The 11409-nt window shown below is 56.8% G+C and carries 12 protein-coding genes and 1 tRNA gene; 9 read left to right on the forward strand and 4 right to left on the reverse strand.

Annotated elements, in window-relative coordinates; all coding sequences use genetic code 11:
- Positions 1 to 175: 175 nt before the first annotated feature.
- Entirely contained in the window at positions 176 to 1120 is a 945-nt protein-coding gene (gene ribD, locus ACILP3_RS02445; RefSeq protein ID WP_395615086.1) for a bifunctional diaminohydroxyphosphoribosylaminopyrimidine deaminase/5-amino-6-(5-phosphoribosylamino)uracil reductase RibD, read from the forward strand.
- 18 nt (positions 1121 to 1138) lie between these two features.
- On the forward strand, positions 1139 to 1747 hold the full coding sequence (locus ACILP3_RS02450) for a riboflavin synthase (RefSeq protein ID WP_395615087.1): 609 nt from the start codon (positions 1139 to 1141) through the stop codon (positions 1745 to 1747).
- Here the strand turns inward: ACILP3_RS02450 and ACILP3_RS02455 are convergent.
- Entirely contained in the window at positions 1744 to 2523 is a 780-nt protein-coding gene (locus ACILP3_RS02455; protein WP_395615088.1) for a DUF1134 domain-containing protein, read from the reverse strand. The two genes, ACILP3_RS02450 and ACILP3_RS02455, sit on opposite strands and share 4 nt — an antisense overlap.
- Before the next feature lie 196 nt (positions 2524 to 2719).
- On the opposite strand from ACILP3_RS02455, the gene ACILP3_RS02460 reads away from it, so the two are divergent.
- Positions 2720 to 2812: transfer RNA gene (locus tag ACILP3_RS02460), tRNA-Ser, on the forward strand.
- An 84-nt stretch (positions 2813 to 2896) separates the two neighbouring features.
- Here the strand turns inward: ACILP3_RS02460 and yghU are convergent.
- Positions 2897 to 3775, reverse strand: coding sequence for a glutathione-dependent disulfide-bond oxidoreductase (gene yghU, locus ACILP3_RS02465; RefSeq protein ID WP_395615089.1), 879 nt, complete (start codon positions 3773 to 3775; stop codon positions 2897 to 2899).
- 68 nt (positions 3776 to 3843) lie between these two features.
- The gene (locus ACILP3_RS02470) at positions 3844 to 5649 is read right to left on the reverse strand and encodes an aminopeptidase P family protein (RefSeq protein ID WP_395615090.1); all 1806 of its coding nucleotides are present in this window, start codon (positions 5647 to 5649) and stop codon (positions 3844 to 3846) included.
- Between the two features lie 126 nt (positions 5650 to 5775).
- Here ACILP3_RS02470 and ACILP3_RS02475 point away from each other — a divergent pair, with 126 nt between their 5' ends.
- From ACILP3_RS02475 to ACILP3_RS02490, 4 genes are all read left to right on the forward strand, one after another.
- Positions 5776 to 7860, forward strand: coding sequence for a S9 family peptidase (locus ACILP3_RS02475; RefSeq protein WP_395615177.1), 2085 nt, complete (start codon positions 5776 to 5778; stop codon positions 7858 to 7860).
- Between the two features lie 101 nt (positions 7861 to 7961).
- The gene (locus ACILP3_RS02480) at positions 7962 to 8159 is read left to right on the forward strand and encodes a type II toxin-antitoxin system HicA family toxin (protein ID WP_395615091.1); all 198 of its coding nucleotides are present in this window, start codon (positions 7962 to 7964) and stop codon (positions 8157 to 8159) included.
- Positions 8156 to 8551 carry a type II toxin-antitoxin system HicB family antitoxin gene (locus ACILP3_RS02485; RefSeq protein WP_395615092.1) on the forward strand — a complete coding sequence of 132 codons (396 nt, stop codon included), beginning with the start codon at positions 8156 to 8158 and terminating at the stop codon, positions 8549 to 8551. The genes ACILP3_RS02480 and ACILP3_RS02485 overlap by 4 nt, the downstream gene beginning before the upstream one ends.
- Positions 8548 to 8940 carry an acyl-CoA thioesterase gene (locus tag ACILP3_RS02490; protein ID WP_395615093.1) on the forward strand — a complete coding sequence of 131 codons (393 nt, stop codon included), beginning with the start codon at positions 8548 to 8550 and terminating at the stop codon, positions 8938 to 8940. Before ACILP3_RS02485 ends, ACILP3_RS02490 begins: the two co-directional genes overlap by 4 nt.
- A 213-nt stretch (positions 8941 to 9153) precedes the next feature.
- On the opposite strand, the gene ACILP3_RS02495 is transcribed toward ACILP3_RS02490, so the two are convergent.
- Positions 9154 to 9318 (reverse strand): DUF1674 domain-containing protein, encoded by a 165-nt coding sequence (locus ACILP3_RS02495; protein ID WP_395615094.1) that lies wholly within the window; start codon positions 9316 to 9318, stop codon positions 9154 to 9156.
- Between the two features lie 138 nt (positions 9319 to 9456).
- On the opposite strand from ACILP3_RS02495, the gene ACILP3_RS02500 reads away from it, so the two are divergent.
- Together ACILP3_RS02500 and ACILP3_RS02505 are read left to right on the forward strand one after the other, a co-directional pair.
- Positions 9457 to 10725 carry an RsmB/NOP family class I SAM-dependent RNA methyltransferase gene (locus tag ACILP3_RS02500; protein ID WP_395615095.1) on the forward strand — a complete coding sequence of 423 codons (1269 nt, stop codon included), beginning with the start codon at positions 9457 to 9459 and terminating at the stop codon, positions 10723 to 10725.
- A 121-nt stretch (positions 10726 to 10846) separates the two neighbouring features.
- On the forward strand, positions 10847 to 11380 hold the full coding sequence (locus ACILP3_RS02505) for a GNAT family N-acetyltransferase (RefSeq protein WP_395615096.1): 534 nt from the start codon (positions 10847 to 10849) through the stop codon (positions 11378 to 11380).
- Positions 11381 to 11409: the final 29 nt, after the last annotated feature.

Here is an 11409-nt window from a genome sequence, read left to right on the forward strand (position 1 = left end):
AAGACGAAATGCGCGCCCGTGAAAAAGAGGCATATAAGGCATTTGGACGGGCCGTCGGGATGGACGTCGACAAGATAGATCGTGAAGCACAACGCGCGCAGGAGGCGACGAAAGCCGCTGCGCCTCCTGCTGCTGTAGGGGCAGGGCAATAGCTATCGCCAGTGACCTTCGGTTCATGGCGGCAGCTTTGTCGCTCGCTGAACGCGGCGTTGGGCGAACCGGTCAAAATCCGTCTGTAGGCTGCATCATCGTGAAAGACGACCGGGTCATTGGGCGCGGCTGGACACAGCCCGGTGGCCGCCCACATGCTGAAGCTATGGCGCTTGCACAAGCGGGCGAAGCGGCGCGCGGCAGCACAATCTACGTCACGCTGGAACCCTGCGCACATATGTCACAACGCGGCCCGGCTTGCGCCCAATTATTGACCGAAGCAGATCCGGCGAGAGTTGTCATTGCATTGCAGGACCCCGATCCACGCACGGCCGGTGCAGGCATGGAGGCGCTCAAAGCTGCGGGCATCACGGTCACCACCGACGTCATGGCATCCCAAGCGCGGCAAAGCTTGGCGGGTTTCATAAGTCGGATAGATCACGGCCGCCCCTTTGTAACTTTGAAGATCGCAAGTTCGCTCGATGGTCAAATCGCGATGGCAGATGGCAGCAGCCGGTGGATCACTGGCGAAGTTGCGCGCGCGCATAGCCATGTCGAACGGGCCCGCACCGACGCAATTTTGGTTGGTGCCGGGACCGTGCGTGCCGATGCACCGCAATTGAACGTCCGCCTCGCAGGGCTGGGTGCATACCAACCCCGCAGGATCATGCTTGGTAGCGCCGACGCGCCGCACGGTTGGGAGGTTATTCGCAGGCCGCAGGACATTTCTGAATTAGGCTGCAACAGTTTGCTGGTTGAAGGCGGCGCTGCGACAGCGACAGCTTTCTTGCGTGACGGCCTCGTCGACAGGCTCATGCTATATCGCGCGCCGATATTGCTGGGCGGGGGTAAGGCGTGTTTGAACGACATCGGGTTAACCCAACTTCAGGATGCCCATGGCGGATGGCAGCTTTCAGATGCCCGCAGTCTTGGCAAAGACCGTCTCGAAGTCTACGAAAAAGCGAATTAGGAAAAGGGTGCAGCAGATATGTTTACAGGTATTATCACGGACGTCGGCAGCATTCGGACATCCGAACAGCGCGGTGACCTGCGTCTCGTCATATCCTGCACTTATGATATGGATAATGTTGCCATTGGGGCCTCGATTGCCTGTTCGGGTGTATGCCTGACCGTCGTTGATAAAGGCGATGGATGGTTCGCGATTGACGCATCGGCAGAAACCGTTTCGCGCACAGCCGCCGGCATGTGGGAACAAGGCACCCGACTGAACCTCGAACGCGCCTTAAAAGTCGGCGATGAACTGGGCGGCCATATTGTTACCGGACATGTCGATGGTGTGGGGCAAATCGTCGCCAGCGAAACTATTGGGGACAGTTGGAAAGTGACAGTCGCGGCTCCATCGGGCCTTGCGGCTTATATTGCAGCAAAGGGTTCGATTACCGTCGACGGCGTATCGCTGACCGTCAATGACATTATAGACCAAGCGGATGGTTCAGCGCATTTCATGCTGAATATCATTCCGCACACCGCGCAGATGACGACATTGGATACGCTCGATGTCGGACGGCACGTCAATTTGGAAATTGACGTGCTTGCCCGCTATCTCAAACGGATGGAAGATATCCGCGCGCGTTAAAAGGGTGACCAGCGCTGCTTTTTGGAAAAGCGCATATAGCCCACATTTGCGCCCAGCCGCAGTCCTGCACCGACCCGGATTGGGATCAATACTATATTGCCGCGACGCAGGTAACTGGCGTTAAAACCGCCAACCAGATAGGCGGCGCCTTCTGCCGCTGGGAAGCGTGCGTAGATGTCCTCGGTATCGTACAGATTATAGACCAAAATGAAGGTGTTCCCCGCACTTGCGCCTGCGTCAGGGCCAATGGATGGGCCTGTCCAATAGACAGGCTTTTCGCCTTCCACGCGGTGGTTCAATGTGCCGGACCCATAACGCAAGCCGACCAAAAAAGCGCCGCCGCCCTCACGGCCCACAATATATCCATTCGGGCGACCCTGTTTTTTGAGTATATCCTCAATCAGCAAGCCAAGCCCTTGCGCGCCTTTTCCAAACACGCCTTCGGCGGCGCCAATCAGGTCGTCTTGTTGATATGTATCGCCTGACGGCACTGCTATTTGCGCAGGTGGAGCGCCGGGTTGGGTGCCCGAGCCATCTGCGGGCATGGCGTCGGTCGGCACGCCATCTTGCGTGACCGTTTCGTCTTGCGCCACTGGGGCCGTATCCGCGCGTGTGTCTGGACCAGCGGGGGGGGTGCCAAGATCTGCGTCAATCGCGTCGTTCGGATCAACTTTACTGATCTGTGCAACTGCGGGCGAAACGACCAGCGCGCCTGCTGCCAGCATCATCATCAGATAATGTATCGGTTTCTTTAATCCCATTTTCGCCAAAAACATGTGGACCTACCTCAAAAGTTATTCTTGCTGCGCTATGGACTATCTGGATGAGCACATGATGAACAAGCGATAATGCCAACCTAATGCGTGTCAAATCGAAACTACACAGCTAATTTTCTTCTTATCCGCCGTCTGTGTCAATAAGCATTGCAGCCAAATGCTTGGGCCGCTATAGGCCGACGATGCCAAGCGCACAGGAGACGTGGGTGAGTGGCTGAAACCAACGGTTTGCTAAACCGTCGTACTGGTAAATCCGGTACCGAGGGTTCGAATCCCTCCGTCTCCGCCAATCTGCGCCCGCGCCAAAGGAAACGCGCGAACCGCTTTCGGACCAAGCCGATAGGCGCGCGCAACCTTCTCAAGATGACAGCTTTCAGCTTGCTGCCGCTACCTTGTCTTGCGTCTTGGTGTCAAAGTCGCTGGCGTCGTGCCGTTCATGCAACTGGCTGGCGGGGTCGCCCATCACGCGGTTGACCATGCGGCCCCGCTTGACGGCCGGCCGCTCGGCGATCTGATCAGTCCAGCGGATGACATTTTTATATTCATGCACGGATAGAAATGCGCCAGCGTCGTAAATTAGTCCCTTTGCCAGCGCGCCATACCACGGCCAAATCGCCATATCGGCGATGGTGTAGGCATCACCTACCATATATTCGCGTTCCGCCAAATTGCGATCCAGGACGTCCAGTTGCCTCTTTACCTCCATGGCAAAGCGGTCAATGGCATATTCGAACTTGAACGGCGCATATGCGTAAAAATGGCCAAAACCGCCGCCTAGATAAGGCGCGCTGCCCATTTGCCACATCAGCCAGTTGATGGTCTCAGTCCGCGCCTGATGCTCAGTCGGGAGGAATGCACCGAATTTCTCCGCCAGATACAACAGGATTGATCCGGATTCGAAAACGCGCGTCGGCGTGGGCGTGGAATGGTCGAACAAGGCAGGGATTTTGGAATTGGGGTTGGCGTCGACAAAGCCGCTCGAAAACTGGTTGCCTTCACGTATGTTGACCAGCCACGCATCATATTCTGCGCCGCTGTGCCCCAGCGCCAACAGCTCCTCAAGCATCACCGTAACCTTGACGCCATTGGGCGTAGCCAGCGAATAGAGCTGCATGGGGTGCTTGCCGACGGGGCGCTCTTTGTCATGGGTCGCGCCCGCCACAGGACGATTTATATTGGCAAATTGGCCGCCATTTTTGCTGTTCCATTCCCAGACGTCAGCGGGAGTATATTCGGAAAATGTCTGCGTCATGAAGGGCCTCAAATCTTAGGGTGTCGGTGCGTTGTATGGCTTTGCCCGCGCCTGTGCGTCAAGGGCGGTTAGGCGGCCAGCGCCGCACAAGCCTCCGTCGCCCATGCCAGCGCAGCGCCCTCCAATTGCGGGCCTACAATTTCGAATACCTTAATGTGATATTCATTCCACCAGCGCAGTTCGTCGGCGTTGAGTAGGCTCACGTCCACCAAAGTCTTGTCAATCGGCGCGAAGGTCAGCGTCTCAAACCCAAAATAGCGCCCTTCCGCGCCCGCAATCGCCCGTTCCTCGACCAGCACGAGATTTTCGATGCGGATGCCAAATTCGCCTGATTTATAATAGCCGGGTTCGTTCGACAGGATCATACCCGCCTGCAATGGCTCGTCGCTGCCTGCCTGACCGCCAGCGAACTTAGCGATGCGTTGCGGTCCTTCATGGACCGCAAGGAAGCTGCCGACACCATGGCCTGTGCCATGGGCGTAATCGAGGCCGGCCTGCCACAGGGAAGCGCGTGCCATAGTATCCAATTGCGCGCCTCTCGTGCCTTCGGGGAAGATGGCGCAGGCCAAGGCGATATGGCCCTTCAGAACGCGCGTGAAGCGGTCCTTCATCTCGGCGGTGGGCTCGCCCGGCCCGACCCAGATCGTGCGGGTGACGTCGGTGGTGCCGTCCAGATATTGCCCGCCGCTATCGACCAGATAGATGCTGTTGGGTTCAATATCGCGGTTCGTGTTTTCATCGACCTTATAATGGCAATGCGCGCCATTGGGGCCAGTGGCGGAGATGGTGTCGAACGACAAATCGTGCAGCTTTCCTGTATCTTCGCGGAATACTTTCAACCGTGCGGCGGCGGACAATTCGTTCAATTCGCCTTTATGAGCGGTTTCGTGCATCCAATGCAGGAACCGGCTTAACGCTGCGCCATCGCGGGCTTGTGCGGCGCGGTGGCCAGATTGTTCGATAGGGTTTTTGACCGCCTTGGGCAGGATGGTCGGGTCGCGCGCCTCGATAATTTGCGCGCCGCCAGCTTGCAGCGCGCCAAAGATTGCGGCAACGGCGCGGTCGGGGTCAACGGCGATGCGCTTGCCGTTCATCGACCGCAGTTCCGGCACAAATTCCGACGGATCGCGCAGGCGCACAGCATTGCCTAGATGCGCGCGCACCGCGTCGTCAACTTTTTCTGGTGCGACAAAAAGGTCCGCCGTGCCATCGGCATGGGCCAGCACAAAACTAAGCGCGACCGGCGTATTAGCCACGTCAGCGCCGCGTATGTTGAGCAACCATGCTACCGAATCGAGCGCGGAAATGACCGTGCTGTCAAGCTTATGCGCCGTCAGCCATTCGGCCACAGCGGCGCGTTTTTCGGCGCTGCTCTGCCCTGCATATTGGGTGTCGTGTACGATCAGCTTGGCCACGCTTTTCTGCGGCTGTTCAGCCCACACCCTGTCGATTGGATTGCTCTTGACCGCAACCAGTTCAGCGCCCTTGGCGGCCAGTGCCTTGGTCGCGCTTTCGACCCAGCCTTTGGTGTGGACCCATGCGTCATAACCGATGCGCGCGCCACCCGGGGCATATTCTTGCAACCAGTCGGCGATGCTGGTTTGTGGCACGCTCACATATTGCCAATGCTTGCCATCAACCTGTTCGCGCACCTGCAACGTGTAACGGCCATCTGTGAAGATCGCGGCTTCTTCGGATAAGACCACGGCAGAACCTGCGGACCCGCCAAAACCCGTCAGCCAACCAAGCCTTTGCGCATAGTCGCCGACATATTCCGACATATGTTCGTCGCAGATCGGCACGACAAAGCCATCCAGTTGTTCTTTCTTCAATTGTGCGCGCAGGGCGGCGAGGCGGGCTTCATAGGTGGACATATCGGACTTCCGTTCATATGGTTATGACATCCATATACGCGAGGAAGTCGTCTCATGAAAGCACTGCTCCCACTCATTTTTGCAACCAGCGCATTATCTTCGCCCGCATTTGCCCAGAAAGAAGCCATGACCGAAAAAGCCACCGCGCACATCAAGCCTCCTGTCGCCGTCAAGCGTCCGCATCAGACGACCCATCATGGAGTGACGATTAGCGATGATTATCACTGGCTGCGTGATGCCAGCTATCCTGTGATTGATGATGCGGAAATCTTGGCGCATCTGGGCGCCGAAAATGCGTATTTCGAAGCACAAATGGCCCCGCAGGCCAAGCTGACCGAAACGATTTTTCAAGAAATGAAGGGCCGCGTCAAAGAGGATGACAGCAGCGTTCCGCAAAAGGATGGCGATTATATTTATTGGTCGAAATTCGAAGAAGGCGCGCAATATCGCAAGCATTATCGCAAGCCCGTTGCGGGCGGCGCGGACCAGCTTATCCTTGATGAAAATGCATTGGCCAAGGACAAAGACTATTTCCGCCTTGGAGCCGCCGAGATCAGCCCCGACGGCAAGATTTTGGCTTATGCTTATGATGATAATGGCTCGGAACGCTTTGACCTGCATTTCCGCAATTTGGAAACCGGCGAAAAATTGGCGGATGTCATCCCCGGCACCCTGTCCAACATAGTCTGGTCATCGGATGGGAAGGGTGTGGTCTATGGCCTAGCCAACGACAATTGGCGCACCGACAATGCCTGGTATCACAAATTGGGTGACGAGCTGAGCAAGGCGAAGCTGCTCTATAAAGAAGAGGATATCGGTTTTAGCGTCGGCGTCGGCCTGACCGCACAAGAGGATTGGATTGTCATTGGCACCGGCGACAATGTCACCAGCGAAGTGCGCTTGGTCCCCGCTAATGACCCGACCGCGACGCCCATCATGGTGTCTGCGCGCAAAGTGGGGCGGCAATATAGCGTCGATGTCCGCGACGGGACTCTCTTCATTCTGACCAATGATGATCATGTAAACTTCCGCGTGGCGACCGCCAGCATGAAGGCACCCGGCGACTGGACAACGTTGATTGCCGGTTCCGACCGCCATTATTTGACCGGCCTGTCTTTGTTCAAGAATTTCTACGTCACTGAAGGTCGTATTGATGGCCTCGATCAAGTCGAAATCCGCGATTATGCCGATGCTAAAAAAGTCGAACGGATCAAATTTCCTGAGGCAAGCTATGATGCGGGCCTTAGCGATAATCCCGAATATGATGTGACGAAGCTGCGGCTGGGTTATGAATCGATGGTCACGCCCGACACGGTGTTTGACTACATCCTCGCCGATGGTCGGCTGGAAACGCTGAAGGTGCAGGAAATCCCCAGCGGATATGACCCAAGCCAATATGTGACCGAGCGCGTGATGATTACGGCGCGTGATGGCACTAAGGTTCCGGTGTCGATCCTCACCAAAAAGGGTTATAAGAAAGACGGCAGTCAGCCGCTGCATCTATATGCTTATGGCGCTTATGGTTATGCCATGCCGCCCGGTTTCAGCGCTAACCGCCTGTCGATGGTCGACCGCGGCTTTGCTTATGCCATTGCGCATATTCGGGGCGGGGATGACTTGGGCTATCAATGGTATCTGGATGGCAAGCTGACGAAGCGGACCAACACCTTCAACGACTTTGTCGATGCGGCCAAAGGCTTGATCAATCTGGGCTTCACCAGCAAGGGCAAGGTAACCGCAAGTGGCGGTTCGGCTGGCGGCGAACTCATGGGCGCTGTCGTCAATCAGGCACCCGAATTATTCGGCGCGGTGGTCAGCCATGTCGCCTTTGTCGATGTGCTCAATACGATGCTCGATAAAGACCTGCCATTGACGCCGGGCGAATGGCCCGAATGGGGCAACCCGATCACAGATAAGGTAGCGTTTGATTATATCCGCAGCTATTCGCCCTATGACAATGTGAAGGCGCAGGCTTATCCGCCGATGCTATGGACCGCAGGCCTCAACGACCCGCGCGTGACGTATTGGGAACCCGCCAAGATGGTCGCAAAGCTGCGCGACATGAAAACTGACGACAATGTGCTTTTGCTCAAAACCAACATGGGCGCTGGCCATGGCGGCAAGTCCGGACGGTTCGAACGTTTGCGCGAAAATGCCGAAGAGGCGGCGTTTATTGTGTGGCAGATGGGGTTGACCACGTCGGACAAATGATACCGTTTGGACGGAATATGCGCCGCGGTAAAATTTTGATACCGTGTGTAAATAAATACACACTTCTTGACTCCAATTCGCGTCTACGCTAACGCTTCGTCATGGAACGCGACAGCAAGCGCATTGTTAAAAGATTGCTGGCTGAGGGCTTTGAACTGGTCGCGACAAAGGGTTCGCATCACAAATTCCGCAAAGATATGCAGGTTGTTGTGGTGCCGCATCCGAAAAAGGATTTGCCGCTTGGCACTGCGCGCAGCATCGCGCGGATGGCGGGTTGGCTTTCAGAAGGTACGAAATGATGATCATCTATCACGCCGTCGTGCATAAAGATGAAGACAGCGCATGGGGGGTGCATTTCCCTGATCTTCCGGGCTGCTTTTCGGCGGCCGACGACCTCGCCGATTTGCAGGCCAATGCCAGCGAGGCGGTGATGCTGTATCTGGAAGGCGAAAAGGCACCCAAGCCTTCGGCGATAGAGAAAATTCGCGCTATAGCCGCCGACGATTTGGCCGAGGGCGCATTCCTGCTCGCCGTGCCTTATGTCTATGTCCGCAACCGGCCACAACGGATTAACATTTCGATTGATCGGGGGGTTCTGGACGCCATCGACGCCGCCGCGACGTCGCGCAAGTTAACGCGCAGTGCTTTCCTGACCGAGGCCGCACGCAACGAAATAGAGGGGCGGCGTTGAAACCATTCGAACGATCTTTCACCGCGCTGCCGGACGACATTGACGCGCTTGGGCATGTTAACAATGCCGTCTGGGTGCGGTGGATTCAGGATATGGCGACCTCGCATTGGCAGGCGGTTGCGCGGCCTGAACATATTGCGGCGTATCATTGGGTCGTGACGCGGCACGAAATTGATTATCGCGGCAATATCGCGGCGGGTGAAAGCGTCACGGCGCGCACTTGGATCGAGAGCGAACCCAAAGGTGCACAGTTTGACCGGCGGGTCGATTTTGTTGATGCCAAGGGCAAGGTGATCGTGCGGGCGAATACGACATGGGCGATGATTGATACAATAACGGGACGGCTCGTCCGTGTACGCCCAGAGGTGTCTGCGCCGTTTATGGGGTGAAAGTTATGGGCCCATTGATGTGCGGGGAATGGGTGCGCACAAAGACACGAAGATATTAGCAAAGTCCGTCATGCTGAACATGTTTCAGCATCTTAGTTTTTGAGGGCACTTAAGTAAGACCCTAAGTAAGACCCTGAAATAAGTTCAGGGTGACGGGTTTTTTTGACGCCTCAAGCATCAAAGCCTTAAGCATCAAAGTAAGTGGCCCCGATCCTAAAAATCAATCGCCACGCCTTTTAATTCCCAATCGCCATAGCGGACGGGGTCTGGTCGTTCGGCGTCGGGCTCAGGTGCGCGCACAACTTCTTTGGCTTCCGGGATTGGCGGGCTTTTGGAAAGATATTCCGGCGCTTTGACATGTGGCGGACGCGTGCCCATAGTTTGAATTTCCTTAAGCGTAATGGCTTACAGGGAATATCGGCCTTCATCGCCGCATTTGCAAGATGTGGTATCGCAGGTTCGGCCGCGCAGAACCGCTCTTCACTTGTCGGTCACACACGCCTAGTGCCTTTGTCCATGACTGACGAAATTTCTGGCCTTCCGACCCGCCGTGCCGCCTTGCGGTTGCTTGATACAGTGATGCGTATGGGTACGCCTATGGACCAAGCGACGGCCAATGCCACTAAGGGCCTTTCGCCACCGGACCGCGCCTTGGCGATTGCGATTGCGCAGGAAACTTTGCGCTGGTCGGTGGATCTGGACCATCTCATCGACAGCAAGACCAAACAAGTCCTGCCAGATGATAGCAAGGCGCGGATGGTGCTACGCCTCGCGCTGGCGCAGATTTTGCGCTTGGGCACACCTGCCCATGCCGCAATCGCAACGGCATTGCCCTTGGTCGATGGCGGCCCAAGGCGGCTGGTGCATGGCGTGCTGGGATCCTTGCTGCGCGCCGAAGTCACCTTGCCGGATTTACCGTCGCTGCCAGAGGCGGTGATGATGCGCTGGCACCCGGCATGGGGCGATGACATGATCGCTGGCGCGCAAAAGGCATACTCCGAACCGCCGCCATTGGACCTTGCCTTGCGGGAACCAGCAGAGACAAAAGCATGGGCCGAACGCCTAAATGGGGTCAGCCTGATGCCCGGCCATGTGCGCTTGCCACGTGGTACGGCGGTCGAAGAACTGGACGGCTATGACGCAGGCGCGTGGTGGGTTCAGGATCTAGCGGCCAGCCTGCCTGCGCGGCTTTTGGGCGATGGTGCTGGTAAGCGCGCACTTGATCTGTGCGCTGCGCCGGGGGGCAAGACCATGCAACTTTCGGCGGCTGGCTTTGCGGTCACTGCGCTCGATAACAGCGCGCGGCGGATGGACCGGCTGATGTCCAATTTGGAACGCACGCAGTTGAATGCAGAGCGGGTAAATGCCGATGTCATGGATTGGAAACCATCGCAGCCGTTCGACGCGATGTTGCTCGACGCGCCCTGCAGTGCAACAGGCACAATGCGCCGCCACCCCGATGTGCTGCAGCGAATCGACCTGAAGGCGATCAATAACCTTGCCGCAATTCAAAGTGCGATGCTGGACCGTGCGGCGGAATGGGTGAAACCCGGCGGCACTTTGATATTCGCGACTTGCTCGCTTGAACCGCATGAGGGCGAGGCGCAGGCCGAGGCCTTTCTGGCGCGGCATCCCGAATATACAACGATGCCCGTGACCGCCGACGAATTGCCTGCTGGAATTGTCGCCAACGCCCAAGGCCATGTCCGCACGATGCCGCCGATGTTGGCCGAACAAGGCGGGCTGGACGGGTTTTTTGTGGCGCGGTTTTCTAAAAACGCTTAATCCATAAACCACGTCGCTCCAGCGGAGGCTGGAGCCTATCGCGCTGTTCGTGCGCGGCTGACAGACGTAATGGGCCCCAGCCTTCGCTGGGGCGACGGTAAAGTGAAATGACGGTGGATATATGAAAACTATAGCGCCCACACTCACCACCGAGCGTTTATCGATTGAACCCATGTCGTTGCTGCATTGGGAGGATTATGCCGCGGCATGGGCCGACCCGCGCATGACTGCTTTTATCGGCGGCGAACCGCGCAGCCGCAATGTCAGCTGGGGCAAAATGCTTCAAGGCATCGGCAACTGGCCGTTGCTGGGATATGGCTATTGGTCATTTGTGGAACGGTCCAGCGGGCGCTTTGTCGGCAATGGCGGGTTGGCGCAATTTGAACGCGGGATAGAAGAGTTGGAAGGCTTTCCTGAGGCGGGGTGGGCATTTACGCCTGACGCTTGGGGTAAAGGCTATGCCACAGAGGCGATGACTGCGATATTGAAATGGGCGGACGGCCAAGGATTGGGCGAGATACGCTGCATCATTGATACCGGAAATACCGCATCGCATAATGTCGCGGGCAAGCTTGGTTTTACCACATTTGCCGAATCGCATAATGTCATTGGCGACCTGCTTATCTATCGGCGCGAGCCGCGCATTTTACGATAAGCTGTGTATAACGCCTGCCGCCGCCTTGC

It is taken from the genome of Sphingorhabdus sp., assembly GCF_044239665.1.
Lineage (GTDB): Bacteria > Pseudomonadota > Alphaproteobacteria > Sphingomonadales > Sphingomonadaceae > Sphingorhabdus_B.

Coding starts and splice junctions, on each gene's coding strand:
- ACILP3_RS02485 (WP_395615092.1), top strand. CDS start 8,156: ATGATGATCATCTATCACGCCGTCGTGCATAAAGATGAAGACAGCGCA.
- ACILP3_RS02450 (WP_395615087.1), top strand. CDS start 1,139: ATGTTTACAGGTATTATCACGGACGTCGGCAGCATTCGGACATCCGAA.
- yghU (WP_395615089.1), bottom strand. CDS start 3,775: ATGACGCAGACATTTTCCGAATATACTCCCGCTGACGTCTGGGAATGG.
- ACILP3_RS02480 (WP_395615091.1), top strand. CDS start 7,962: ATGGAACGCGACAGCAAGCGCATTGTTAAAAGATTGCTGGCTGAGGGC.
- ACILP3_RS02495 (WP_395615094.1), bottom strand. CDS start 9,318: ATGGGCACGCGTCCGCCACATGTCAAAGCGCCGGAATATCTTTCCAAA.
- ACILP3_RS02475 (WP_395615177.1), top strand. CDS start 5,776: ATGACCGAAAAAGCCACCGCGCACATCAAGCCTCCTGTCGCCGTCAAG.
- ACILP3_RS02470 (WP_395615090.1), bottom strand. CDS start 5,649: ATGTCCACCTATGAAGCCCGCCTCGCCGCCCTGCGCGCACAATTGAAG.
- ribD (WP_395615086.1), top strand. CDS start 176: ATGGCGGCAGCTTTGTCGCTCGCTGAACGCGGCGTTGGGCGAACCGGT.
- ACILP3_RS02505 (WP_395615096.1), top strand. CDS start 10,847: ATGAAAACTATAGCGCCCACACTCACCACCGAGCGTTTATCGATTGAA.
- ACILP3_RS02455 (WP_395615088.1), bottom strand. CDS start 2,523: ATGTTTTTGGCGAAAATGGGATTAAAGAAACCGATACATTATCTGATG.
- ACILP3_RS02500 (WP_395615095.1), top strand. CDS start 9,457: ATGACTGACGAAATTTCTGGCCTTCCGACCCGCCGTGCCGCCTTGCGG.